General features: G+C 71.7%; 24 protein-coding genes and 9 pseudogenes. 22 read left to right on the top strand and 11 right to left on the bottom strand.

The features are described from left to right. Positions 1–65 precede the first annotated feature (65 nt). The 3 genes and pseudogenes from LRS04_RS15205 to LRS04_RS26970 all read right to left on the bottom strand — a co-directional run. Positions 66–2,912, bottom strand: coding sequence for a calcium-binding protein (locus LRS04_RS15205; RefSeq protein WP_257817074.1), 2,847 nt, complete (start codon positions 2,910–2,912; stop codon positions 66–68). Between the two features lie 90 nt (positions 2,913–3,002). After that, a pseudogene (locus LRS04_RS28040) lies at positions 3,003–3,137 on the bottom strand (hypothetical protein); the annotation flags it as partial. Beyond that, positions 3,109–4,776, bottom strand: a pseudogene (locus tag LRS04_RS26970) (hypothetical protein); the annotation flags it as partial. The pseudogenes LRS04_RS28040 and LRS04_RS26970, both read right to left, overlap by 29 nt. A 359-nt stretch (positions 4,777–5,135) precedes the next feature. Between LRS04_RS26970 and LRS04_RS28035 the strand changes: the two are divergent. The 12 genes and pseudogenes from LRS04_RS28035 to LRS04_RS26955 all read left to right on the top strand — a co-directional run. Beyond that, positions 5,136–5,408 (top strand): annotated as a pseudogene (locus LRS04_RS28035) (urease accessory protein UreD); the annotation flags it as partial. An 82-nt stretch (positions 5,409–5,490) separates the two neighbouring features. Continuing rightward, positions 5,491–5,967, top strand: coding sequence for an urease accessory protein UreD (locus LRS04_RS15180; protein ID WP_308238355.1), 477 nt, complete (start codon positions 5,491–5,493; stop codon positions 5,965–5,967). Between the two features lie 5 nt (positions 5,968–5,972). Further along, a complete protein-coding gene (locus tag LRS04_RS15175; protein WP_257817072.1) occupies positions 5,973–6,275 on the top strand; it encodes an urease subunit gamma in 303 nt (100 codons plus the stop codon). Between the two features lie 10 nt (positions 6,276–6,285). Then, entirely contained in the window at positions 6,286–6,513 is a 228-nt protein-coding gene (locus LRS04_RS15170; RefSeq protein WP_257817071.1) for a HupE/UreJ family protein, read from the top strand. Next, a complete protein-coding gene (locus tag LRS04_RS15165; protein WP_308238152.1) occupies positions 6,510–6,815 on the top strand; it encodes an urease subunit beta in 306 nt (101 codons plus the stop codon). The genes LRS04_RS15170 and LRS04_RS15165 overlap by 4 nt, the downstream gene beginning before the upstream one ends. A 1-nt stretch (position 6,816) precedes the next feature. Further along, positions 6,817–7,932 (top strand): annotated as a pseudogene (locus LRS04_RS15160) (urease subunit alpha); the annotation flags it as partial. Positions 7,933–8,017: 85 nt separating this feature from the next. Continuing rightward, positions 8,018–8,104: pseudogene (locus LRS04_RS26965) on the top strand (amidohydrolase family protein); the annotation flags it as partial. Positions 8,105–8,570: 466 nt separating this feature from the next. Beyond that, positions 8,571–8,723: pseudogene (locus LRS04_RS15155) on the top strand (urease accessory protein UreE); the annotation flags it as partial. Further along, on the top strand, positions 8,715–8,978 hold the full coding sequence (locus tag LRS04_RS15150) for a hypothetical protein (protein WP_257819130.1): 264 nt from the start codon (positions 8,715–8,717) through the stop codon (positions 8,976–8,978). The pseudogene LRS04_RS15155 and the gene LRS04_RS15150, both read left to right, overlap by 9 nt. After that, positions 8,968–9,612, top strand: coding sequence for an urease accessory protein UreF (locus LRS04_RS15145; RefSeq protein WP_257817070.1), 645 nt, complete (start codon positions 8,968–8,970; stop codon positions 9,610–9,612). Before LRS04_RS15150 ends, LRS04_RS15145 begins: the two co-directional genes overlap by 11 nt. Beyond that, on the top strand, positions 9,609–9,932 hold the full coding sequence (locus LRS04_RS26960) for a GTP-binding protein (RefSeq protein ID WP_308238151.1): 324 nt from the start codon (positions 9,609–9,611) through the stop codon (positions 9,930–9,932). The genes LRS04_RS15145 and LRS04_RS26960 overlap by 4 nt, the downstream gene beginning before the upstream one ends. Continuing rightward, on the top strand, positions 9,835–10,236 hold the full coding sequence (locus LRS04_RS26955) for a GTP-binding protein (protein ID WP_308238352.1): 402 nt from the start codon (positions 9,835–9,837) through the stop codon (positions 10,234–10,236). Before LRS04_RS26960 ends, LRS04_RS26955 begins: the two co-directional genes overlap by 98 nt. Here the strand turns inward: LRS04_RS26955 and LRS04_RS15135 are convergent. After that, on the bottom strand, positions 10,233–10,595 hold the full coding sequence (locus LRS04_RS15135; protein ID WP_257817069.1) for a hypothetical protein: 363 nt from the start codon (positions 10,593–10,595) through the stop codon (positions 10,233–10,235). The two genes, LRS04_RS26955 and LRS04_RS15135, sit on opposite strands and share 4 nt — an antisense overlap. A gap of 336 nt (positions 10,596–10,931) precedes the next feature. Between LRS04_RS15135 and LRS04_RS15130 the strand changes: the two genes are divergently transcribed. Together LRS04_RS15130 and LRS04_RS15125 are read left to right on the top strand one after the other, a co-directional pair. Then, the gene (locus LRS04_RS15130) at positions 10,932–11,117 is read left to right on the top strand and encodes a hypothetical protein (protein WP_257817068.1); all 186 of its coding nucleotides are present in this window, start codon (positions 10,932–10,934) and stop codon (positions 11,115–11,117) included. After that, complete coding sequence (locus LRS04_RS15125; RefSeq protein WP_257817067.1) at positions 11,117–11,617, top strand: exopolysaccharide biosynthesis protein; 501 nt, start codon at positions 11,117–11,119, stop codon at positions 11,615–11,617. Before LRS04_RS15130 ends, LRS04_RS15125 begins: the two co-directional genes overlap by 1 nt. Positions 11,618–11,635: 18 nt before the next feature. Here LRS04_RS15125 and LRS04_RS15120 read toward each other — a convergent pair whose 3' ends face one another. From LRS04_RS15120 to puuE, 5 genes and pseudogenes are all read right to left on the bottom strand, one after another. Next, entirely contained in the window at positions 11,636–12,592 is a 957-nt protein-coding gene (locus LRS04_RS15120; RefSeq protein WP_257817066.1) for an alpha/beta hydrolase, read from the bottom strand. Positions 12,593–12,669: 77 nt separating this feature from the next. Continuing rightward, positions 12,670–13,650 (bottom strand): allantoicase, encoded by a 981-nt coding sequence (alc, locus tag LRS04_RS15115; protein ID WP_257817065.1) that lies wholly within the window; start codon positions 13,648–13,650, stop codon positions 12,670–12,672. 4 nt (positions 13,651–13,654) lie between these two features. Beyond that, the gene (locus LRS04_RS15110) at positions 13,655–13,843 is read right to left on the bottom strand and encodes a 2-oxo-4-hydroxy-4-carboxy-5-ureidoimidazoline decarboxylase (protein ID WP_257819129.1); all 189 of its coding nucleotides are present in this window, start codon (positions 13,841–13,843) and stop codon (positions 13,655–13,657) included. 109 nt (positions 13,844–13,952) lie between these two features. Continuing rightward, a pseudogene (locus LRS04_RS28030) lies at positions 13,953–14,150 on the bottom strand (2-oxo-4-hydroxy-4-carboxy-5-ureidoimidazoline decarboxylase); the annotation flags it as partial. Further along, a complete protein-coding gene (gene puuE / locus LRS04_RS15105) occupies positions 14,140–15,048 on the bottom strand; it encodes an allantoinase PuuE (RefSeq protein WP_257817064.1) in 909 nt (302 codons plus the stop codon). The gene puuE and the pseudogene LRS04_RS28030, both read right to left, overlap by 11 nt. Positions 15,049–15,158: 110 nt before the next feature. On the opposite strand from puuE, the pseudogene uraH reads away from it, so the two are divergent. From uraH to LRS04_RS15070, 8 genes and pseudogenes are all read left to right on the top strand, one after another. Beyond that, a pseudogene (uraH, locus tag LRS04_RS15100) lies at positions 15,159–15,501 on the top strand (hydroxyisourate hydrolase). Continuing rightward, a pseudogene (locus tag LRS04_RS26950) lies at positions 15,502–15,906 on the top strand (2Fe-2S iron-sulfur cluster-binding protein); the annotation flags it as partial. A gap of 211 nt (positions 15,907–16,117) precedes the next feature. Further along, entirely contained in the window at positions 16,118–16,933 is an 816-nt protein-coding gene (locus LRS04_RS26945; RefSeq protein WP_308238150.1) for an FAD binding domain-containing protein, read from the top strand. Beyond that, positions 16,926–19,244, top strand: coding sequence for a xanthine dehydrogenase molybdopterin binding subunit (gene xdhB, locus LRS04_RS15090; protein ID WP_257817063.1), 2,319 nt, complete (start codon positions 16,926–16,928; stop codon positions 19,242–19,244). The genes LRS04_RS26945 and xdhB overlap by 8 nt, the downstream gene beginning before the upstream one ends. Then, the gene (locus tag LRS04_RS15085) at positions 19,237–19,731 is read left to right on the top strand and encodes an XdhC family protein (protein ID WP_257817062.1); all 495 of its coding nucleotides are present in this window, start codon (positions 19,237–19,239) and stop codon (positions 19,729–19,731) included. The genes xdhB and LRS04_RS15085 overlap by 8 nt, the downstream gene beginning before the upstream one ends. After that, complete coding sequence (gene xdhC / locus LRS04_RS15080; RefSeq protein WP_257817061.1) at positions 19,620–20,168, top strand: xanthine dehydrogenase accessory protein XdhC; 549 nt, start codon at positions 19,620–19,622, stop codon at positions 20,166–20,168. Before LRS04_RS15085 ends, xdhC begins: the two co-directional genes overlap by 112 nt. Beyond that, the gene (locus LRS04_RS15075) at positions 20,168–21,349 is read left to right on the top strand and encodes a urate hydroxylase PuuD (protein ID WP_257817060.1); all 1,182 of its coding nucleotides are present in this window, start codon (positions 20,168–20,170) and stop codon (positions 21,347–21,349) included. The genes xdhC and LRS04_RS15075 overlap by 1 nt, the downstream gene beginning before the upstream one ends. Further along, positions 21,349–21,834: an ureidoglycolate lyase gene (locus LRS04_RS15070; RefSeq protein WP_257817059.1), complete on the top strand. Its 486-nt coding sequence runs from the start codon at positions 21,349–21,351 to the stop codon at positions 21,832–21,834. Before LRS04_RS15075 ends, LRS04_RS15070 begins: the two co-directional genes overlap by 1 nt. On the opposite strand, the gene LRS04_RS15065 is transcribed toward LRS04_RS15070, so the two are convergent. Both LRS04_RS15065 and LRS04_RS15060 read right to left on the bottom strand, forming a co-directional pair. After that, on the bottom strand, positions 21,827–22,279 hold the full coding sequence (locus LRS04_RS15065) for a nitrate reductase associated protein (RefSeq protein ID WP_257817058.1): 453 nt from the start codon (positions 22,277–22,279) through the stop codon (positions 21,827–21,829). The two genes, LRS04_RS15070 and LRS04_RS15065, sit on opposite strands and share 8 nt — an antisense overlap. Next, on the bottom strand, positions 22,276–22,692 hold the full coding sequence (locus tag LRS04_RS15060) for a uroporphyrinogen-III C-methyltransferase (protein ID WP_257817057.1): 417 nt from the start codon (positions 22,690–22,692) through the stop codon (positions 22,276–22,278). Before LRS04_RS15060 ends, LRS04_RS15065 begins: the two co-directional genes overlap by 4 nt. Positions 22,693–22,798 lie beyond the last annotated feature (106 nt).

Below are 22,798 nucleotides of genomic sequence, written 5' to 3'. Positions count from 1 at the left end.
CGCGACGAAGAAGTGCAGCTCCTCGACGTCGGAGATCGTGTCCGTGCCCAGGTGGGCCGCCTCGTTCAGCCCCTGGACGATGGCGTCGCCGCCGTCGACCGGGGTGATCCGGAAGATCTGGCTGACCGTCGCGCCGTCGACCAGCTCGATGAAATACTTGCCCGCATCGCCGCCGGCGCCGGCACGAGGCGGAGCGTCCCCGGCGTGCCCTCGGGCAGCCAGAACGCGGCCACGTCCTTGCCCGGACCGCCGTCGATCCGGTCATTGCCCCCGAGGCCGTGCAGGCGGTCGTCCCCCTGCAGGCCGTCGAGCATGTCGGCGCCCGAGCCGCCGTCCAGGGTGTCGGCGGCGGACGTGCCGGTGACCACGTTCTCGTCGACGTCGAAGAGATCTGCGGCGGCCACCACCACACTGCCGCCGCTGAAGGCGAAGACCTCTACGTCGGTGACGGTGTCGGCGCCTTCGGGGCTTCCGCTGCGCAGGTCGAGGACGTGGATCGAGCCGTCCGACTGGAGCTGGATGTCGTAGTCGCTGCGCGCGCCCGCGAGGGTGAAGCGGTCGACGCCCGCACCGCCGCGGATGTGGTCGGCGCCTGTGCCGCTGAACAGGGTGTCGGCGCCGGACCCGCCGGACATGTCATCGTCGCCGTCGCCGGCGGCCAGGATGTCGTCGCCGGAGCCGCCGTCCAGCGTGTCGGCGCCAGAGCCGTCCAACGCCGTGGTGAGGGGACCGGAGGTGCCGGCCCCGTGAGTGTCGACGCGGGCGACGGCGTCGCCGCGCAGCACGTCGTTCCCCGCCCCGCCGGAGAGGGAATCCGAACCCGCATGGCCGAGCAGGATGTTGGCGAACTGGTCACCCTGCAGGGTGTCGGCGAAGCGCGAACCCGACAGGTTCTCGAACCCGCTGACGACCATCTGGCCCTGACGGGTGTCCTGCGGCGCATCCTGGAGCGCCAGGGAGACCGCGACGCCGGCCGAGGTGATGTCCGTGCCGTTGCCTTCGAAGGACAGGGTGTCGACGCCGGAGCCGCCCTGAACGGTGTGGTCGCCGGTCCCGACCTGGACCAGGTCGTTGCCCTCGCGGCCGTCGATCAGGTCGTTGCCGGTGACCCCCGAGCCGTCGGAACCACCCCAGACCCAGTTGTCGCCGGCATTGCCGGAGAGGGTGTCGCTGTAGCGGGTGCCGGAGACATGCTCGACGCCGATCAGGGTGTCCTGACCCTGCAGCGTGTTCTGGGATTCGCCCTGGATCGCGAGGTCCACACGGACTCCGCCCGTGGCCCCCGGGCTGAACGAGGCGCGGTCGATGCCGGCGCCGCCGTCCAGGATGTCGTCGCCGTCGCCGCCTGAGACCAGATCGTCGCCCGCCTCGCCCTGGACCGTGTCATTGCCCGCCTGGCCGCGCAGGCCGTCGTGGCCGTCGCCGCCCATGACGCTGTCGTCGCCGCCGGCGGCGAAGATGGCGTCGTTGCCTCCCCCGCCGGAAACCAGCTCGCCGTCGTCCGTGCCGTTGAGCGTGTCCGCGCCGGAGGACCCGAAGATCGGGTCGGCCGGCTGGCCGGTGGCCGCGGAGATCGAGAGCGTCTGGTCGGAGAACGTCAGGAACTCGATGTCCCAGAGCGTGTCCGTCCCATCCGCGTCGGGCCGCTGGTCGGCCACGGTGACCGAACCGTCGCCGTTGGCGGTGACGAGGTAGTCGCTGCGCGCGCCCGAGAAGACCGCCGTGTCGGTCCCCGTCCCGCCGGCCAGGGTGTCATTCCCCGCGCCGCCGGTGAGGGTGTCGGCGCCGCCGGCCTCGCCGACGTCGGCCACGTCGGGATAGACGGTGATCGGGCCGACGCCGTTGCCTTCCAGGTCGATGGCCCCGTCGCCCAGCAGGATGTCGCCGCCGCCGCCGCCGTCGAGCCGGTCGTCGCCGCTGTAGCCGGCAAGCACATTGGCGCCCGCGTCGCCGGTCAGGGTGTCGGTGTGGACCGAGCCCGAAAGGTTCTCGATGCCGACGAGCGTCATGGCGCCCTGGCCGGTGACCTGGCTCTCGCCGTCCTCAACCGCCAGGGAGACCTTCACGCCCCCGGTCGCCGCCGTGAACGCGGCCGTGTCGTCGCCGTCGCCGCCGGTCAGGGTGTTGTCGCCCGCCGCGACCATCAGCAGGTCGTTGCCTGCGCCGCCGTTCAGGCTGTCGTTGCCGCCGCTGGAGCCCCAGAGCCAGTTGTCGCCCGCGTTGCCGGTGAGCGTGTCGGAGAGCTCGCCGCCCGAGATGTGCTCGATGTTGACCAGGGTGTCCGTGCCGAGGCCGGTGTTCTGCGGCCCGGTCTGGCTCAGGTCGACCTTCACGCCGACCGTCGCGCTGTAATAGGAGGCGCGGTCGAAGCCGTCGCCGCCGTCCAGGCTGTCGTCGCCCTCGCCGCCGGAGAGATAGTCGCCCCCGGCGCCCGCGCTCAGGGTGTCGTTGCCGACCCCGCCGGTCAGGGCGTCGGCGCCCGCGAAGGTGGTCACCTTGTCGTCGCCGGCCGCGCCGTTCACCGAGGTGTTGGCGTTGGCGCGGCCCGAGATCGTGTCGTCGCCCTGCTGGCCGTTGACCTGGGACGCGATGTTGTCGGCCAGGCCCGATTGCATGGCCGCCAGGTCGATGTTGTCGCCGTTCGGCGTGCCGCCCACGAAGGCGGAGCCGTTCTGGGGAGCGTTCACGCGCGGGGTCAGGTTGATGGTCGCGAACTGGCTCTGGCTGAACGGCGTGACCATGAACTGGAGCTGGTCGGCGCTGGTGACGGTGTCGGTCCCGTGCCACTCGAAGTCGCCCAGCCCCTCGACCGTCGCCGCGTCGCCGTTGACCACCACGCGGAAGACCGGGACGCCGACGTTGTTGTCGACCAGCTCGACGAAGAACTCGCGCGGCTCGTCGCCTTCGACCACGCGCAGCGCGCCCACCGTGCCGGCGGGCAGCTCGAAGACCGCGAGGTCGTTGTTCCCCGCGCCGCCGTCCATGGTGTCGTCGCCCGCCCCGCCGACCAGGCGGTCGTCGCCCGAGCCGCCGTTCAGCGCGTCGTCGCCGGCCTGGCCCTGCAGGTTGTCGCCGCCGTCGCGGCCTTCCAGGACGTCGTCGCCCGAACCCCCCCTCGAGATAGTTCTGGCCCGCATGTCCGGAGATGGTGTCGGCCCCGAAGCCGCCGTTGGCGTTGACCCCGCCGGCCAGGTTCACGCCCGGCTGCGTCGCGATGTCGATGGTGTCGTTCCCCGGCGTGCCGCCGACGTGGGTCGGGCTGACGCCCAGGACGCGGTCGATGGAGACGAACGGGCCGTTGTCGCCGCCCTGGTCGACCAGGAAGTGCAGGTGCTCGAGGTTGGTGACCGTGTCGGTCCCGAGGTGCTCGGCGAGGTTGATCCCCGTGACGGTCGCGGCGCCGTTGTCGCCAAGCGTCACCTGGAAGACGTCGGTGACGGTCTGGCCCTGGACGAGCTGGACCACGAGCTGGCCGTCCTGGGCGCCTTCGACGACCCGCAGCGCGCCCGTGGTTCCGGCCGGCAGGCGGAAGGCCGCGGTGTCGTCGCCCGCGCCGCCGTCGACGGTGTCGGCGCCCGCGCCGCCCACCAGATAGTCGTCGCCGCCGAGGCCCAGCAGCTTGTCGTCGCCGGCGCCGCCGTCCAGCGCCCAGTCCTGGCCGTCGTGGCCGGAGATGGTGTCGGCGCCGAACTCGCCGTTGACGCCCACATCGACGTTGGTCGCGTTCGGATAGAGCGCCGCCACGTCGATGCTGTCGCCGCCCGCCGAGCCGCTGACGAAGGCGAAGTCGTTGCTGACCGGGCCCGGCTGGTAGACGAGCAGCAGGCCCTTCGAGAGGTCGTTGGGTGGGTTCTGGAGATCGGCCGCGAAGTGCAGGCTCTCGGTGTTGGTGACCGTGTCGGTCCCCAGGTAGGCCATGTCGCCCAGGCCCTGGACGGTCGCCTGGCCCTGGCCGGTCACCGTGACCTTGAAGATGGCCTCGCCGACGCCGCCGTTGACCAGTTCGACGATCACCGAGCCCGCGTCGGGGCCCACACCCTCGACGAACCGCAGGGCGCCCGTGGTGTTGGCCGGGATGCGGAAGGCGGCCGTGTCGGCCGTGCCCGCGCCGCCGTCGATGGTGTCGTCGCCCGCCCCGCCGATCAGGTAGTTGCGGCCGGCGTGGCCCGTCATGACGTCGTCGCCGTGGCCGCCGTCGGCGTTCAGGTCGGCGCTCGCCGCGGCCGACGGATAGAGCTCCGTCATGGCGATGACGTCGGCGGCCACCGTGCCGTTCACGTGGGCGAAGTTGTTGACGATCTGCGGGACGGTGAGGGTGAAGTTGATGCCCACGAACGACCCGGAGCCGTCCTGCGAGGCGACGAAGAAGTGCAGCTCCTCGACGTCGACGACCGTGTCGGTTCCCCAGGAGGAGCCCTGGTTCAGGCCCTGCACCACGGCGTCGCCGTCGGCCAGAGTGACCCGGAAGACCTGGCTGGCGTCGCCGCCGTTCACCAGCTCGACGAAGAACTCGCCTGTCTCGTCGCCCGGGACGAGACGAAGGGTCCCCGCCGTGCCCTCGGGCAGGTAGAAGGCCGCCACGTCGTGGCCCGCGCCGCCGTCCAGCAGATCGTTGCCGCTGTCGCCGTGCAGGCGGTCGTCGTCGTCGCCGCCCCGGACGGTGTCGTCGCCAGCCCCGCCCGAAAGCGTGTCCGCGCCAGCCAGACCCTCCAGCAGGTCGGCTTCGACCGTCCCCGGAAGATTGTCGTTCCCGCTCGTCCCGAAATCCGCAGCCACGGCAAAACCCTCCACGCGCGCGGAATCCGCGCGTTGTTGAACCCTTGCGGACCGATGAGATTCCCCCACTCCAGCCGACGAGCGGCCGGTCCTTACTCAAGCGTTAAGAGGGGGCGGGGCGCCCACATCCCCCATTTGGGGGACAAGCGGGTTGGTTTATCCCGTCAACTGACAATCCCGGCGAGAGCCGTTCCGCGCGCACAACCTGAGGCTGGCCGCTGCAGGGTCTCCTCGCCGGGCGGTCGAGCCGCTCCGACGACCGGGCGGCAAGGCGCCTATTTCCTGGGCGCCTGGCCCGGCGCGCCGCCCGGCGGCGCGCCTTCGCTGGACTGGCCGGGCGGTCGGCGCACCGTGATCCGGTGTTCCAGGGTCCCGTTCCACAGCCGCTCGACGGCCTTCTGCAGCGCGCCCGCGGCGCCGGACGGGTGAGCGTGCGGCATGACGGGATCACCCGGCTGGGCCGGCTCTACCAGGACGGCTGCGCCAAGATCCGCCTGCCCCGCAGCGCCGAGGCGCCGGGCCTGGAGGCGGTGCTGATCAACACCGCCGGCGGCCTGACGGGCGGCGACCGCCTGGCCTGGCGGGCCGAGGCGGGCGAAGGCGCCGAGCTGACCGTCACGACCCAGGCCTGCGAGCGGATCTACCGTTCGGCGGGCGGCGACGCCGAGGTGCGCTGCGAGCTCACGGCGGGGGGCCGGCGCGACGCTCGCCTGGCTGCCGCAGGAGACCATACTGTTCGACGGGGGCGCGCTGACCCGCACGATCGACGTGACGCTTGCCGCCGGAGCGCGCTTCCTCGCGGTCGAGGCGGTGATCCTCGGCCGCCAGGCGATGGGCGAAAGCGTCCGCGCCGGCCGGCTGCGCGACCGCTGGCGGGTCCGGCGGGCGGGCGGGCTGGTCTTCGCCGACGACCTGCGGCTGGAGGGGGCCGTGGCGGCCACCGCAGCACGCGCGCCGCTCCTGGCCGGCGCCCGGGCGTTCGCCACCCTGCTGCTGGTCGCCGAGGACGCCGGGCGCTTCCTGGAGCCGGCGCGCGCGGCGCTGGGCGAGCTCGGCGGCGCGAGCGTATTCGACGGCAAGCTCGTGGCGCGCGTCGCCGCGCCGGACGGCCTGACGCTGCGCCGCGCGCTGATCCCGACGCTGGAGGCGCTGCGCGGCGGCGCGCCCCTGCCCCGCGTCTGGCGGAGCTGACGCCCATGAACCTGACGCCCCGCGAGAAGGACAAGCTGCTGGTCGCGATGGCGGCCATCGTCGCGCGCGCCCGCCTGGCGCGCGGCGTGAAGCTGAACCATCCCGAGGCCATCGCCCTGATTACCGACTTCGTGGTCGAGGGGGCCCGCGACGGCCGCTCCGTCGCCGATCTGATGGAAGCCGGCGCCCATGTGGTCGGCCGCGACCAGTGCATGGCCGGCGTCCCGGAGATGATCCACGACGTCCAGGTCGAGGCGACCTTTCCCGATGGCACCAAGCTGGTGACCGTCCACCACCCGATCCGCTGAGGAGGCGCACATGGACCGCAAGTCCTGGAACAGGCTCATCCCGGCCGGCGCGGCGTTGGCCGCGGTGGTCATGTCCCTGCCCGCCGTCGCCCACGAGGGCCATCACGAGCAGATGGCCGACGCGGCGGCCCTGCGGCACCTGCTGACCGAGCCCGACCACCTGGCGATCCTGGCCGCGGTGGTCCTGTTGATTGCGGTCCCCGTCGCGCGGCTCGCGCTGAAGCGCGTGCGGAAGTGATCCCGGGCGAGATCATCCCGGCCGAGGGCGACCTCGAGCTGAACGCCGGCGCGGAGACCGTGACGCTGCGGGTCGCCAACACCGGCGACCGGCCGGTGCAGGTGGGCAGCCACTACCACTTCTTCGAGACCAATCCGGCGCTGGACTTCGACCGGGCGGCGGCGCGCGGCATGCGGCTGGACATCGCGGCCGGTACGGCGGTGCGCTTCGAGCCCGGCCAGGCGCGGGAGGTGACGCTCGTCCCCTTCGCCGGCGGGCGGACCGTCTACGGCTTCCGCCAGGCCGTCATGGGCGGGCTCTAGGATGCCGGCCCGGATCACCCGCGCGGCCTATGCCGACATGTTCGGCCCGACGGTGGGCGACCGCGTGCGGCTGGCCGACACCGAGCTCTTCGTGGAGGTGGAGCGCGACTTCACGACCTACGGCGAGGAGGTGAAGTTCGGCGGCGGCAAGGTGATCCGCGACGGCATGGGCCAGTCCCAGGCGACGCGCGCGTCCGGCGCCGCCGACACGGTGATCACCAACGCCCTGATCGTCGACCACTGGGGGATCGTGAAGGCCGACGTGGCGCTGCGGGATGGCCGCATCGCCGGCATCGGCAAGGCGGGCAACCCCGACGTCCAGCCCGGCGTCGACATCGTCATCGGACCGGGGACGGAGATCATCGCCGGCGAGGGCAAGATCCTGACGGCCGGCGCCATGGACGCCCACATCCACTTCATCTGCCCGCAGCAGATCGAGGAGGCGCTGATGAGCGGCGTCACCTGCATGCTGGGCGGCGGCACGGGACCGGCGACCGGCACCAACGCCACCACCTGCACGCCCGGCCCCTGGCACCTTCAGCGGATGATCGAGGCGGCCGAGGCCTTTCCGATGAACCTCGCCTTCGCCGGCAAGGGCAACGCGTCCCTGCCGGAAGCCCTGGTGGAGCAGGTGGCGGCGGGCGCCTGCGCGCTCAAGCTGCACGAGGACTGGGGCATCACGCCGGCCGCCATCGACTGCTGCCTCTCGGTGGCCGACGACCACGACGTCCAGGTGATGATCCACACCGACACCCTGAACGAGAGCGGCTTCGTCGAGGACACCATCGCCGCCTTCAAGGGCCGGACGATCCACGCCTTCCACACCGAGGGGGCCGGCGGCGGCCATGCGCCGGACATCATCCGGGTCGCGGGCCTGGCGAACGTCATCCCCTCGTCGACCAACCCGACGCGGCCCTACACGAGGAACACGCTCGCCGAGCATCTCGACATGCTGATGGTCTGCCACCACCTCGACCCGTCGATCCCCGAGGACGTGGCCTTTGCCGAGAGCCGCATCCGCCGGGAGACCATCGCGGCGGAGGACATCCTCCACGACCTCGGCGCCTTCTCGATCATCTCCTCGGACAGCCAGGCCATGGGCCGGGTCGGCGAGGTGCTGATCCGCACCTGGCAGACCGCCGACAAGATGAAGCGGCAAAGGGGCGCCCCTGCCCGGCGACGGCCCCGCCGACAACCATCGGGTGAAGCGCTACATCGCCAAGTACACGATCAACCCGGCCGTCGCGCACGGCCTCTCCGCCCACATCGGCAGCGTCGAGGTGGGCAAGCGCGCCGACCTCGTCCTGTGGAGCCCGGCCTTCTTCGGCGTGAACCCGGACCTGGTTCTCCTGGGCGGCTCCATCGCCGCCGCGCCCATGGGCGATCCGAACGCCTCGATCCCGACGCCGCAGCCCGTGCACTACCGGCCGATGTTCGCCGCCTACGGACGGTCCCTGACACGGTCCGCCGTGACTTTCGTCTCGCAGCTCTCGCTGGACCGCGGCCTGTCCGAAAAGCTGGGCCTCGCGAAGGAGCTGCTGCCGGTGGCCAACGTGCGGGGCGGCATCTCCAAGGCCTCGATGATCCACAATTCGGCGACCCCGGTGATCGAGGTCGATCCCGAGACCTATGAGGTGCGCGCCGACGGCGAGCTGCTGACCTGCGAGCCGGCCGAGGTGCTGCCCATGGCCCAACGCTACTTCCTGTTCTGATGGAGGCCCCGATGACCCCGATCACCAGCGTGCTGCCGGCGGGGCCTGGCGCGGACATCCCGCGGACCAGGTGGTGCTGGACTATGACGGCCGCCATCGCCGCCGGATCGTCATGACCAGCGCGTCCGGCTCGCAGTACCTGCTGGACCTGGAGGGCGCGAAGCATCTGCGCGACGGCGACGGCCTGGTGCTGAGCTGCGGCGGGGTGGTGCAGGTGGTGGCCCGGCCAGAGCCCCTGCTGGAGGTCCGGGCGCGCTCCGCCGCGGCGCTGGTGAAGCTCGCCTGGCACATCGGCAACCGGCACCTCCCCGCCGCCGTGGAAGCCGACCGCATCCTGATCCGCCGCGACCACGTCATCGCCCATATGCTGGAGCACCAGGGCGCGGAGGTCCGCGAGGTGGAGGCGGTGTTCGATCCCGAGGGCGGCGCCTATCACGACCATGCCCACTGAGAGCACCACGCTCCGGCTCCTGACCTGGTTCTCGCCGGCCTTCCCGACGGGGGCGTTCGGCTATTCGCACGGCCTGGAGACGGCGATCCGCCAGGGCGCGGTTGGCGACGCCGACACCCTGACGGCCTGGCTGTCGGGCCTTGTCGAGCTGGGCTCCGGCTGGACCGACGCCGTGCTGTTCGCCGCCGCCTGGCGCGATCCGGCCGCACTCGCCGAGCTCGCCGAGCTCGCCTGCGCCTACTGCATCTCCGCCGAGCGTCGGCGCGAGACACTCGGCCAGGGCGCGGCCTTCCTGGCCGCCGCCCGCGCCTTCGAGCCCGCCCTGCCGGAGGGGCCGGTCCCCTATCCGGTCGCCGCCGGCCATGCCTGCGCCGCCGCCGGCCTGCCGCTGGACGCCGCGCTCACGGCCTACCTCCACGCCTTTGCCGCCAACCTCGTCAGCGTCGCGATCCGCGCCGTGCCGCTGGGCCAGACCGACGGGGTGGCGGTGCTGGCGGCGCTGGAACCGGTGGTCCTGGAGACCGCGGGCCGCGCGGCCGTGTCCACCCTCGACGACCTCGGGGCCTGCGCGGTCGTCTCCGACATCATGGCGTTGCGCCACGAAACCCTCGACGGGAGGCTCTTCATCTCATGAGCGCCAACGGACCCTTGCGCGTCGGCATCGGCGGCCCGGTCGGCTCGGGCAAGACGACGCTCACCGAGAAGCTCTGCAAGGCCATGCGCGGCCGCTACTCCGTCGCGGTGATCACCAACGACATCTACACCAAGGAGGACGCCCTGATCCTCAACCGGCTGCAGGCCCTGCCCGAGGACCGCATCCTGGGGGGTCGAGACGGGGGGGTGTCCGCACACGGCCATCCGCGAGGACGCCAGCCTGAACCTGGCCGCCGTCGCCGAGATGAGCCGGCGCCATCCCGGCCTGGAGGTGATCTTCATCGAGAGCGGCGGCGATAACCTGGCGGCCACCTTCTCGCCGGACCTCGCCGATCTCACGCTCTACGTCGTCAGCGTCTGCCAGGGCGAAAAGATTCCCCGCAAGGGCGGGCCGGCGATCACCCGCTCCGACCTGCTGGTCATCAACAAGGCCGACCTCGCGCCCCACGTCGGCGCGGACCTGGCCGTCATGGACCGAGACGCCCGCGTCCAGCGCGGGGAACGGCCGTATGTGTTCACCGACCTGACGCGGCTCGTCGGCGTCGACACGGTCGTGGACTTCATCGTCCGCGCCGGCGGGCTCGGCGCCCGCGCGGCCGCCTAGCCTCTGGCTCGGCTCGGGGTGAACAGGCGGCAGGCCTGCGGCGCGCCCTGGAAGACGGAGCGGCTGATCGTCTGGCGGAACGCCGTCTCGACGCGCAGCTCGCAGTAGGCGGCGCCGGTGTCGGCCACCACCGCACGGCGCCAGATGTAGGTCGGCGTGCCTTCCAGCGTCAGCCGCTCGTTCCACGAGCCGTAGCGGCCGAGCGCCGCGTCGAGCTGCTGGCCGTCCAGCCCGCTGCGCGCCGTCGCCACGCCCACCGGCCCACCGGCCACCGCCCCGTCGGCGATCGACACGCGGCCGCCCGCCGTCGCACAGGCGCCCAGCGCCAGCGCGCAGGCGGCCGCCATCAGCCTAACCATCACACCCCACCCGATTTCTTTGAATATTGAACGGTGTAGGCGCAGACCCTGGCCTGGCGGCGGTAGCGCTGTGCTTAAATCTTCTGGTTAACGCGCGGGCTGCTGCCACAGGGCTGGCAGCAGGCCGGCGCTAGGCTTCCGCTTCAAGCTCCGGAGGCCCCGTGATCGCCGTCTCGTCCGCCCTCGCCCGCAGACTCGCGTTCGCCGCCGTCCCGGCCGCGGCGGCGCGAAGACCCGCGGCTACGGCCAAGGCTGATGCTCCGGCGCCCACACCCCCCAACGATTGTTTTCAGGCGACCTCGGGAACCGCCCCTGCCGTGACGGCCTACCCACGTCATGAGCTGCCCGTGCCACAGCATCGATCTCGCCGCCCCCGCCCTGATCCAGGCGCGGAGCGCCGGCGCGCAGGCGGACGGTGAGAAGATCTCCGACATGATGGAGGCCCTGGCCACACGGGTGGGAGACCGGATCACGCTGCGCGAGCTGCTGGACGGCTTCGGCGAGCGCGCGCTGGGCCCCTGATGGTGGTGTTCGCGGCGCCGCTCGTGCTGCCCATGCCGCCGGGCGTCTCGGCAGTGCTGGGCCTGCCGCTGCTGCTGTTCTCGGCCCAGTTCATGCTGGGCATGCGCCGTCCGTGGCTGCCGGGCGCGCTGGCGGATCGCGCCATCCGCGGCCGCGACGTGAAGGCCATGGCCGAGCGCGTCGTGCCGATGCTGCTGCGGATCGAGCGCCTGCTGCACCCGCGGCTGACCTTCCTGGCGCACGGCCCCTTCGCGCGGCTCGTGGGCGTGGTGGCCTTCGTGCTGTCGGTCATCGTCTTCCTGCCCGTGCCGTTCGGCAACATCCTGCCGTCGCTGGCCATCGCCGTGCTGGGCCTCGGCCTCGTCGAGCGCGACGGCCTCGCCCTGCTGATCGGCGGGGCGGTGGCAGGCGCGAGCCTGGCGCTGCTGGCCTGGCTCGGCCATGTGGTGTTCGACGCCGGCGTCGGCCTGCTGGCTTTCGCGGGCGCCTTCCTGGCCTGACGTTCTGCCAGCGACGGCCTATGGCTTCAGGCGCGTTTCGAACCAGCCGACCATCGCCTTCATGGCTTCGGTGGCGTAGGCGTCGGTCTTGGCCGGGTCGCCCTTGACGTAGAAGTCGTGGTCGGCGCCGGCGAACATCCTCAGCTCGTTTTCCACACCGACCTTGTCGAGGGCGGCGCGCATCATCTCGCCCTGCGAGGGCGGCACGCCCCGGTCGGCGTCGCCGTGCAGGATCAGCGTCGGCGGATCGCGTGCGTCCACACTGTGGATCGGCGAGACCGCCGGATAGAGACTGTCGTCGAACGCGATGGCGCCGCCCTTGGGCCGTCCCTGCAGCAGCACGGCCAGGTCGGTGGGCGGGAAGTAGGCGACGACCGCCGCAACGCGATTGCCGGAGCGTTCCAGCGGGTTGGCGGCGGCCGGGTCTCCGTCGTCGGCCATCATGCCGGCGACGAGCGCCAGATGGCCCCCGGCGCTCGCACCCCAGACGCCGATCCGCGCCGGATCGGCGCCATAGTCGGCGGCGTGCCGCTTGATGTGGCGCATCCCGAGCCGGACGTCCGACACCGCGTCCGGAACCTGGAAGCGCGGCGCCGAGGAATGGTACAGCGCGACGACCGTGAAGCCCTTGTCGATCAGCGCCTGATAGCGGGCCTGGCGTTCTTCCGGCGGGGCCCATGACGATCGCCAGCCCGCCGACACCATGTTGACCACCAGCGCGCCGTTGGCGCCTTTCACGGGCTTGAAGACGTCGTAGGTGAGCGCCATGCCGTCGCGGTGGCCGTAGATGACATCGCGGACGTAGGTGGCGGTCTTCAGTTCCGCGGGCGTCGGCGGCCGAAGGGCGTCGCGAGGGTAGCCGCTGAGCGGCGGGCCGGGGTCGGCGGGCGGCTGAGCCGGCGGCTGCGCCACGGCCGCGGCGCATGCGCCGAGCGCCAATACGAAGGCGGTCGCAGCGAGCGGTTGCCTACTCATGAACCTCCCCCTTGGTGGTTTTACTTTGGAGCGTAGCTAAACCGGCTCTGGCCCGGGAGTCCGCGCGGCGCCTGCCCCTATCGCACCACCCTGCCCAGCAGCCTCAGCCGGCTGACGCCGCCGTCGGGATAGATGTTCAGGCGCACGAAGCGGACCGGGCCGAGCGCCGCAAGCTCGTCCCGGAAGGTGTGGACGTGGTCGGCCTGCAGCTTCACCTCGGGCAGCAGCACCGGCCAGCCCTCCGCCTGCCGGGCGATCTCCTCCGGCGCGCCATGCGCCCGGGCGCTGGCCTGGATCGAGCAGCGGTCGGGGTAGTTGCCCTTGAAGTGGGCGGTGTCGACGACGACCTCCTCGATCCGGCCGAAGGTCCCCAGCTCCAGCACCGCCCAGTCGTGGCCCGGTTCGCGCCGCCGCCGGGTCTCCCAGCCGTCGCCCATGTCCACGCCCCGGCCGGGCGCGGTCAGGTTGCCGACCTTCCCGTAGTGCTCGTCGTTGGCGATGATTCCGCGCCCGCCCCACTCCACGGCCAGCAGGTCGATGAGGTCGTCGCCGGCCCTGGCGAAGTCGGGCATCACCTTGCCCCAGACCCGCAGGCGCGCCACGCCGCCGTCGGGATAGATGTGCAGGCGTACGTGGGTGACGGGCGCCTCATGGGCGATCGGAACCCAGATCCGGTCGTCGCCCAGCAGCTCCAGCCTCGGCGTGACCTTCGTCCAGCCGTCCTCGGGGACGTCGCCCTCGGCATGGGCGACCTCGATCTCGGCGCCGGGCGGGTAATTGCCGGTGAAGTGGCGGGTGTCGACCTCGAAGCCCGCGACCACGCCGGGGACGCCCAGCCGGATCACGCACCAGTCATGGCCCGGGATACGCTTCCTGCGGCTCTCCCAGCCGTCCATCCACTTGCCGTTCTCGTCGTAGAGCCCGGGGACGAACTTCGGCTCCTCGGGCGAGATCAGCCGGCTCTTGTCGGCGAAGAAGTCGTCGGTGGCGAAGACGACCTCGCTGCCCAGGCGGGGCTGGGCGAGGTCCACGTAGCGGCGGCGCAGGTCGTCGAACACGAGACTAGTCCTCGAGAAGGTCGGCCAGCCGGAAGCCGGCGATGCGGTGGATCTGGGTCAGGGCGGCCTCGAACTCGGTGTCCGGGTCGTTCGCCAGCCGGGCCTCGAAGGCGGCGAGGATATCGCCCCGCGTCAGCCCCTTCACGGCCACGATGAAGGGGAAGCCGAAGCGGGCGTTGTAGGCGGCGTTCAGGCGCTGAAAGGCGTCGAACTCTTCGGGGGGTGCACTGGTCGAGGCCGGCGCCCGCCTGTTCCCTGACCGAGGCGTCGGCCATCTTTGCCCGTCCGGCCAGCTCCGGATGGGCGCGGATGAGGGCGAGCTTCATCTCGCGGGGCGCGTCGTCCACCTCGATCCGCATGGCGTCCGCCAGCAGCGACAGCCGGTCCAGCCGCCCGGCCTCGGCCGCCGGCCACACCCCCTCGGCGACCCAGGGGCTGGCTTCGTAGACCGGGCCGAACCGGGCGATGAACTCGGCATGGGTGAGGTCGCTAGGCTTCATACGGATGCCGCTCCCGCCAGTGCCGGGCGAGCTCCACGCGCCGGCAGAACCACACGTCCTTATGGCCGAGCGCGTACTTCAGGAAGCGCTCCAGACCCGCCATCTTGCCCGGCCGCCCGACGATCCGGCAGTGCAGGCCTATGGACAGCATCTTCGGCCGCTCAGCCCCCTCCGCGTAGAGCACGTCGAAGGCGTCCTTCAGGTAGCTCTCGAACTGCGCGCCGGTGTTCAGGCCGGTCCCGGAGAACCGCATGTCGTTGGCTTCGAGCGTGTAGGGCACGATCAGGTGCGGCTTGCCGGCGGGCGTCGTCCAGAAGGGAAGATCGTCGGAGTAGTCGTCGGCGTCGTAGAGGAAGCCGCCCTCCTCCGCGCAGAGCCGGCGCGTGTTCGGGCTGGTGCGGCCGGTGTACCAGCCGAGGGGCCGTTCGCCGGTCAGCCGCGTGTGGATCTCGATGGCGCGCGCCATGTGCTCGCGCTCCACGGCCTCGGGGACGTCCTGGTAGTTGATCCACCGCCAGCCGTGGCTGGCGATCTCGTGGCCGGCCTGCAGGAAGGCCTCCACCACCGCCGGATTGCGCTCCATGGCCATGGCGACGCCGAACACGGTCACCGGCACGCCGTAGCGGTCGAAGAGGCGGAGCAGCCGCCAGACGCCGGCCCGCGAGCCGTACTCGTAGATCTGCTCCATGCTCATGTGCCGGGCGCCGACCACGGGCGCCGGATTGATCATGTCGGAGAGGAAGGTCTCGGAGCCAGGGTCACCGTGCAGGACCGAGTTCTCGCCGCCCTCCTCGTAGTTCAGCACCATCTGAACCGCGATCCGCGCGCCGCCGGGCCAGTCGGCGTGAGGCGGATCGCGGCCGTAGCCGATCAGGTCGCGGGGGTAGGCGTCGGTCATGCTGTCCGCTTGGCAGGCTGGCGCGGTCGGCGAGCGTCGCAGGGCCTCGGGAAAGTTGCAATTGCCGAGCGACGGGCAGAGGCTGGACGGCTGGCGATCACGGAACCTCTATGAGCGGCCTCACCACCCACGTCCTCGATACCGCCCACGGCCGGCCGGCCGCCGGGCTGACGATTCGCCTGTTCCGCGACGGACAGGAGATCGTGCGGACGGAGACCAATGCGGACGGACGCTGCGGCGAGCCGCTGCTCACCGGCGACCAGCTCGAGACCGGCTTCTACCGCCTGGAGTTCGACGTCGGCCCCTACTTCCGGGCCCGGGGGCTGGACCTGCCGGAGCCCGCGTTCCTGGAGACCGTGGCCATCGACTTCGGTGTCGCCGACGCGGCCGCGCACTACCACGTCCCCCCTCCTCGTCAGCCCGTTCGGCTACTCCACCTACCGGGGCAGCTAGATGGGCCGACCGATCCGATTCCTGCTGGACGGCGAGGTCCGTGAACTCACGGACGTCGACCCGACGCTCACCGTGCTGAACCTGCTGCGCTACCATCTACGCCGCACGGGCACCAAGGAGGGCTGCGCGGAGGGCGATTGCGGCGCCTGCACGGTCGTCCTGGCCGAGCTGGAGGGGGACAGGGTCCGCTTCCGGGCGCTGAACGCCTGCATCCTCTTCGTCCCCATGCTCGACGGCCGGGCGCTCTTCACCGTGGAGAGCCTGGTCCGCGACGGCGCGCTGCATCCGGTGCAGCAGGCCCTGGTCGAGACCCACGGCTCCCAGTGCGGGTTCTGCACGCCGGGCTTCGTGATGAGCCTCTACGCGCACCAGCGGGAGGACGGCGCGACCGACCGGGCGAGCCTGCGCAACGCGCTCGCCGGCAACCTCTGCCGCTGCACCGGCTATGGTCCGATCCTCGCGGCCGGCGAGACCATGGGCTCCGATCCCGAGGCGGCGGACATTCCCGCCCTGGCCGAGGCCCTCGAAGCGATCCAGCCGATCGACGACCTGGTGGTCGAGCACCGCGGCCGCCGCTTCCTGGCCCCGCGCAGCGTCGAGGGCCTTCGCCGCCGCCGTGGAGGCGAACCCGGACGCGACGATCCTGGCCGGCGCCACCGACGTGGGGCTCTGGGTCACCAAGCAGGACCGCGTGCTGCCCACGGTCATCTCGATCAGCGAAGTCCCCGAGCTGAAGGCGATCGAGGACCTCGGCGACCGCATCCGGATCGGCGCGGGAGTCCGCTACGCCGAGGCGGAGGGCGCGCTGACCGTCCTGCACCCGGAGTTCGGCGAGCTGCTCCGCAGGCTGGGCGGCCGGCAGGTGCGCAACGCCGGCACGGTCTGCGGCAACATCGCCAACGGCTCGCCGATCGGCGACATGCCCCCGGCCCTGATCGCGGCCGGCGCGACGCTCCACCTGCGCAAGGGCGGCGAGACCCGCAGCCTGCCGCTGGAGGCCTATTTCCTGGCCTACGGCAAGCAGGACCGTCGCCCCGGGGAATTCGTCGAGGCCGTGGAGGTCCGCAAGCCCGATCCCGCGTCGGTCTTCCGGATCTACAAGCTCTCCAAGCGCTTCGAGCAGGACATCTCCGCGGTCTGCGCCGGCGTCCACGTCACGCTGAAGGACGGCCGCGTCACCGAGGCTCGCCTGGCCTTTGGCGGCATGGCCGCGACGCCCAAGCGGGCCGCCGCCGCGGAAGGCGCGCTGGCCGGGGAGCCGTGGACCGAGGCGACGGTGCGCGAGGCGATGGCCGCGCTCGCCTCCGACTTCGCGCCGATCGACGACATGCGGGCCTCGGCGGCCTACCGGCTGCAGGCGGCGCGGAACCTACTGCTGCGCGCCTTCCTGGAGACGGCGCAGGTCATGACGCTGGAGCCGGTCGATGGCTGATTCCGGCGCCACGCCCCGCCCCCTGTCGACCGTGCACCGTCCGATCGCGCACGACAGCGCCGAGCGCCATGTGGCGGGCGCCGCCGTCTACATCGACGACATCCCCGAACCACCGGGCCTGCTGCACCTCTTCGTCGGCCAGGCCGCCCGGACCCACGCCCGCGTCGTCTCCATGGACCTCTCGGCGGTCCGCGCCGCACCGGGCGTGGTCGCCGTGCTCAGCGCCGGCGACGTGCCGGGGAAGAACGACATCAGCCCCTTCGCCGGCGACGACCCGATGTTCGCGGAAGGGATCGTCAGCTTCCGCGGCCAGCCGCTGTTCTGTGTCGCCGCCGAGACTCTGCCCAAGGCCCGCGCCGCCGCCGCCCTGGCGAGGGTCGAGTACGAGGACCTGCCGGCGCTGGTCACCATCGCCGACGCCCGCGCGGCCGACGCCCATATCGAGCCCACCCAGGTCATGCGCCTGGGCGACGCCGCCGCCGCCATCGCCGCCGCGCCCCATCGGCTCGAAGGCTCGCTCGCGATCGGCGGGCAGGAGCACTTCTACCTGGAGGGCCAGGTCGCGCTGGTGATCCCCGGCGAGGCCGGCGACCTGCACGTCTTCACCTCCACCCAGCATCCCACCGAGACCCAGCACGTCATCGCCCGCTGCCTCGGCTGCCGGGACAACGCCATCACCGTGGAGGTCCGCCGGATGGGCGGCGGCTTCGGCGGCAAGGAGACCCAGTCGGTCCAGTGGGCGGCCATGGCCTCGCTGGCCGCGCTGAAGACCGGCCGGCCGGCGAAGATCCGCCTCGACCGCGACGACGATATCCTCATGACCGGCAAGCGGCACGACTTCGAGGTCGGCTGGACCGTCGGCTTCGGGGCGGACGGCCGCCTCGCCGGCGCGCGCTTCGAGCTGGAGAGCCGCTGCGGCCACTCCACCGACCTCAGCCGGGCGATCAACGACCGGGCGATGTTCCACTCGGACAACGCCTACGCCCTGGCGGCCGCGGAGATCGTCTCCCACCGCTACCGGACGCACACCGTCTCCAACACCGCCTTCCGCGGGTTCGGCGGACCACAGGGTATGATGGCCATCGAGCGCGCGCTCGACGCGGTCGCCTGGAGCCTCGGCCGCGACCCGCTGGATGTGCGGCTGGCCAACCTCTACGGCGTCGCCGGAGACCTGACGCCCTATGGCCAGACGGTCACCGACAGCGTCGCACAGGAACTCATGACCGAGCTGGCGGAGAGCTGCGGCTACCGCGCCCGGCGCGAGGCGGTGCGCGCCTGGAACGCCGGCAACCCCTGGATCAAGCGCGGCCTGGCGCTGACGCCGGTGAAGTTCGGCATCTCATTCACCACCAGCCACCTCAACCAGGGCGGCGCCCTCGTTCACCTCTACACCGACGGCTCGATCCACCTGAACCACGGCGGGACGGAGATGGGCCAGGGCCTCTACATCAAGGTCGCCCAGGTCGTGGCCGAGCAGTTCCAGGTCCCGCTGGACGCCGTGAAGATCAGCGCGACGCGGACCGACAAGGTGCCCAACACCTCGGCGACGGCCGCCTCCTCCGGCAGCGACATCAACGGCATGGCCGCCCTCGACGCCTGCCGGAAGATCAAGGCTCGCCTCACCGAGTTCGCGAGAGCCGAGTTCGGCGCCGAGCCGGTGTTCACGCCGGACGGGGTGATGCTCGGCGAGCGGCTGATGAGCCTGCGCGAGTTCGTCCAGCTCGCCTACATCGCCCGCATCTCGCTCTCGGCCACCGGCTACTACCGCACGCCCGACATCCACTACGACCGGGAGAGCCACACCGGCCGGCCGTTCTATTATTTCGCCTACGGCGCGGCCTGTTCGGAGGTCGTCGTCGACACCCTCACCGGCGAGAACCGGACGACCCGGGTCGATATCCTCCACGACGTGGGCCGCTCGCTGAACCCCGCGATCGACCTCGGCCAGATCGAGGGCGGCTTCGTGCAGGGGATGGGCTGGCTCACCACCGAGGAGCTGGTGTTCGACGCCGATGGCCGCCTCAGGACCCACGCGCCCTCGACCTACAAGATTCCCACGGCCGGCGACCGGCCCGACCGGTTCGACATCCGCATCTGGGCCCGTGGCGAGAACCGCGAGGACACGATCCACAAGTCGAAGGCGGTGGGCGAGCCGCCGCTGATGCTGGCGATCTCGGTGTTCTCGGCCCTGACCGACGCCGTCGCCAGCGTGGCCGACCACCGGGTGATCCCCGCGCTCGACGCGCCGGCCACCGCCGAGCGCATCCTGGCGGCGATCGAGGACGTCCGCCGGAGGGCCGGCGATGTCTGAGTGGATCGGAGAAGCGCTGTCGGCCGTCAGGCGCGGCGAGCGGCTGGCGATGGTGACGGTCGTGGGCGCCCGGGGGTCGACGCCGCGGGAGATGGGCGCGCGGATGCTGGTCTGGCCGGACCGGTTCACCGGGACCATCGGCGGCGGCTCGCTGGAGCGGCAGGGGCTGGACCAGGCGCGGAAGCTGCTGGGCCAGGAGGGTCGCCGCCACGCGCTGCAGGACTATCCGCTCGGGCCGCTGCTCGGGCAGTGCTGCGGCGGGCATGTGCGGCTGCTGGTCGAGCGGATCGACGGGGACAGCCTCGATTGGCTGGAGCCGGCGGCGGCTGAGCGGGGCGCCGTTCCGGCTGGCGGCGGCGTTCGAGGGGGGAGCGGATGGAACGCAGGCTGGAGCCGGCGGGCGAGGCGGCGTCGGACGGGCCGGCGATCCCGATCGTGGAGGTGCGGCGACTGTCCGAAGAGATCCGGCCGGAGCGGCCGCGCGTGATCCTGTTCGGGGCCGGGCATGTGGGCCAGGCAGTGGCGAGGGCCTTCGAGCCCCTGCCCTTCCAGGTGGACTGGCTGGCGAGCCGGGAGGACCTGCGGCCCGAGGCCGGGGGGACGCGGGCGACGATCCTTTCCGAGGACGAGCTGGAGGCCTGCGTCCTGGCGGCGCCGGCGGGGGGACACTTCGTCGTATTCACCCACAGCCATGACCTGGACTACCGGCTAATCCGAGCAATCCTCGGAAAAGGGGATTTCGCCTATGCGGGGCTGATCGGGTCGGGGACCAAGCGGGTGCGGTTCGAGAAGCGGTTGCAGGCCGAGGGCGTGTCGACAGAGCGGCTCACCTGCCCGATCGGGCTGCCGGGGCTGAAGAGCAAGGCGCCGGCGGTGATCGCGGTGGCGCTGGCGGCGCAGCTCCTGCAGCTGGTGGAGGGCTGATGGACTGGGCCGCCTGGGCCAATCTGGGGATCCGCTGGCTGCACCTGATCGCGGGCATCGCCTGGATCGGATCGTCGTTCTATTTCATGTGGTTGGACAGCCATCTGAAGCCGCCGGCGGAGAAACGCGACGGCGTCTCGGGCGAGCTGTGGGCCGTGCACTCGGGCGGCTTCTACCACAAGCGCAAGTTCATGGTGGCCCCGCCGGAGATGCCGGAGGAGCTGCACTGGTTCAAATGGGAGGCCTACACGACGTGGATCTCGGGGGCCCTGCTGCTCTCGCTGATCTACTACCTGGGCGCGGGCCTGAACCTGGTCGACGCCTCCAAGGTGGCGCTGGAGCCCTGGCAGGCGGTGCTGATCGGCGTCGGCTTCCTGGCCGGCGGCTGGATCGTCTACGACCTGATGTGCCGCTCGAAGCTCGGGCAGAACCTGCGGCTGTTCGGGGTGGTCTGGTTCCTGACCCTGACGGCCGCGACCTGGGCGCTCACCCGCATCTTCGCCGACCTCGGGGCCTTCATGCACGTGGGCGGGATGATGGGCACCATCATGGCCGCCAACGTCTTCCTGGTGATCATCCCGAACCAGAAGAAGATGGTCGCCCAGATGCTGGCGGGCGAGACGCCGGATGCGAGCCTGGGCAAGAAGTCCAAGCAGCGCAGCGTCCACAACAACTACATGACCCTGCCGGTGCTGCTGATCATGATCAGCAACCACTACCCCATGCTGTTCGCCAGCCACCTGAACTGGCTGTGGCTGGCGGCCCTGGGGCTCGTGGGATGGGCGATCCGGCACTACTTCAACCTGAAGAACGCCGGCCGGCACCATCCGGAGGTGCTGGTGGGCGGCCTGCTGGCCTTCGTGGTGGTGGGCATCGTGCACGACGGGACGAAGCCGAAGGTGAAGCTGGCAGAGACCGTGCCGCCCTACCCGGTCGTCCGCCAGATCGTCGACAAACACTGCATCGCCTGCCACGCGGCGGCGCCGACGCACCGCGGCTATCCGGCGGCGCCCAACGGGGTGATGCTGGACACCGGCGAGGCGCTTTCGAAGCACGCCGGGAAGGTGTTCGTCCGCGCCGTGGAGACGACCAGCATGCCGCTCGGCAACGAGACCGGGATGACGCCCGCGGAGCGCCAGCAGCTCGGCGCCTGGATCAAGGCCGGAGCGAAGGCCGAGTGATGCGCGCGCTGGTCCCCGAACCCCTGACCGCCGACGCCTTCGCGCCGTTCGGGGACGTGATCGAGGCGTCGGACCGCGCCGAAGTCATGCCGATCAACTACGGCTGGACGACGCGCTTCAACGACCTGGCCGACGTGGAGGTGGGCGACGGCCGGGCGATCGTCAGCCTGTTCCGCTCCAAGCCGCTCGATCCGGTCTTGCTGAAGATCTTCGAGCGCCACCCACTGGGCAGCCAGGCCTTCGTGCCGCTGAACGGCCGGCCGTATCTGGTGGCCGTCGCGCCGCGCGGCGACTTCGATCCGGCGGCGGTCCGCATCTTCCGGGCCCGCGGCGACCAGGGCGTGAACTACGCCCGCGGCGTCTGGCACCACTTCCTCCTGGCCCTGGAGGCGGAGAGCGACTTCCTGGTCGTCGACCGCCAGGGCCCGGGCGACAACCTCGACGAGGTGGAACTGGCCGAGGCGGATTGGATCAGCGTCAGATAAGCCCGAACTCGCGCATGGCCGGGACGAAGTTGACGTTGTCGTGGTTGTCCCGGCTGAGCTTCACGAGCACGAAGCGGCGGAGTTCGGGCAGGCTCGCCCAGGTGTCGTCGGCCGGCGGCGCGACCCCCAGGCAGGCGGCGAAGCTCCGGACCTGATCCGGAACGACCGCCTCGCGCCAGTCCTCCGGCGGCGGTTCGATCAGCGGCGCCGCCGGCTCGCCGGCCCGGGCCAGGACCAGCAGTTCCAGCAGACCTCGGTAGGTCCGGGCCTCGGCGTCGGTGATGCAGGGCGTGTCGAGCAGGGTCTGCCGGTCCTCGCGGCGGAACCGGCTCCACTGGCGCAGACTGAGCTTGATCCCCGCCCGGTCGAGCTTGAAACGGACGGCCATCGGGATGCAGCGCAGGCTGGCGACGAAATCGCTCTCGAAGGCGAAGAGCTCGCTCATGCGGTGGCCCTCAGCGAAGCGTCGGCGAGGCCGGCCCTCTGGGCGAGCACCTCGCCGACGACGATCAGCACCGGGCCGCCCGCACCTTCGACCCGTGCGTGGAGAAGGTCCGAAAGACGGCCCTCGAACAGCTTCCGAGCCTCGGGACGGCCAGCGGACTCCACGAGGGTCACCGGCGTGGCCGGCGGCCGGCCGGCCTCCACGAGGCGCGCGGCCAGTTCCCCCGCGGCCGCGCCGCCCATGTAGACGCAGAGCGTGGCTTCAGGGTCGGCGGCGACGGCCCAGTCGGCGGAGAGCGCGCCGGCCTCGAGCCGAGCCGTGGTGAAGACCACGCGACGCGCCTCGCCCCGGTGGGTCAGCGGGAAGCCGTACTGGGCGGCGGCGGCGCAGGCGGCGGTGACGCCGGGGACCACCTCGGTGGCGATCCCGCGGGCCTGGAGGAAGGCTTGCTCCTCCCCCCACCCGGCCGAAGATCGAGGGGTCGCCCCCTTTCAGCCGCACCACCGTCAGGCCGCGGCG

It is taken from the genome of Phenylobacterium sp. J367 (assembly GCF_024699985.1).
Taxonomy (GTDB): Bacteria; Pseudomonadota; Alphaproteobacteria; order Caulobacterales; family Caulobacteraceae; genus Phenylobacterium.
The sequence above is the reverse complement of the archived record's forward strand: the minus strand, read 5'-3'. Positions and strand labels throughout refer to the sequence as shown.

Excerpts from the sequence above, each read along its gene's own strand:
- LRS04_RS15175 (WP_257817072.1), top strand. The coding sequence starts at position 5,973 with ATGAACCTGACGCCCCGCGAGAAGGACAAGCTGCTGGTCGCGATGGCG.
- LRS04_RS15170 (WP_257817071.1), top strand. The coding sequence starts at position 6,286 with ATGGACCGCAAGTCCTGGAACAGGCTCATCCCGGCCGGCGCGGCGTTG.
- LRS04_RS15145 (WP_257817070.1), top strand. The coding sequence starts at position 8,968 with ATGCCCACTGAGAGCACCACGCTCCGGCTCCTGACCTGGTTCTCGCCG.
- LRS04_RS26960 (WP_308238151.1), top strand. The coding sequence starts at position 9,609 with ATGAGCGCCAACGGACCCTTGCGCGTCGGCATCGGCGGCCCGGTCGGC.
- LRS04_RS15135 (WP_257817069.1), bottom strand. The coding sequence starts at position 10,595 with ATGGTTAGGCTGATGGCGGCCGCCTGCGCGCTGGCGCTGGGCGCCTGT.
- LRS04_RS15130 (WP_257817068.1), top strand. The coding sequence starts at position 10,932 with ATGAGCTGCCCGTGCCACAGCATCGATCTCGCCGCCCCCGCCCTGATC.
- LRS04_RS15125 (WP_257817067.1), top strand. The coding sequence starts at position 11,117 with ATGGTGGTGTTCGCGGCGCCGCTCGTGCTGCCCATGCCGCCGGGCGTC.
- LRS04_RS15120 (WP_257817066.1), bottom strand. The coding sequence starts at position 12,592 with ATGAGTAGGCAACCGCTCGCTGCGACCGCCTTCGTATTGGCGCTCGGC.
- puuE (WP_257817064.1), bottom strand. The coding sequence starts at position 15,048 with ATGACCGACGCCTACCCCCGCGACCTGATCGGCTACGGCCGCGATCCG.
- xdhB (WP_257817063.1), top strand. The coding sequence starts at position 16,926 with ATGGCTGATTCCGGCGCCACGCCCCGCCCCCTGTCGACCGTGCACCGT.
- LRS04_RS15085 (WP_257817062.1), top strand. The coding sequence starts at position 19,237 with ATGTCTGAGTGGATCGGAGAAGCGCTGTCGGCCGTCAGGCGCGGCGAG.
- xdhC (WP_257817061.1), top strand. The coding sequence starts at position 19,620 with ATGGAACGCAGGCTGGAGCCGGCGGGCGAGGCGGCGTCGGACGGGCCG.
- LRS04_RS15075 (WP_257817060.1), top strand. The coding sequence starts at position 20,168 with ATGGACTGGGCCGCCTGGGCCAATCTGGGGATCCGCTGGCTGCACCTG.
- LRS04_RS15070 (WP_257817059.1), top strand. The coding sequence starts at position 21,349 with ATGCGCGCGCTGGTCCCCGAACCCCTGACCGCCGACGCCTTCGCGCCG.
- LRS04_RS15065 (WP_257817058.1), bottom strand. The coding sequence starts at position 22,279 with ATGAGCGAGCTCTTCGCCTTCGAGAGCGATTTCGTCGCCAGCCTGCGC.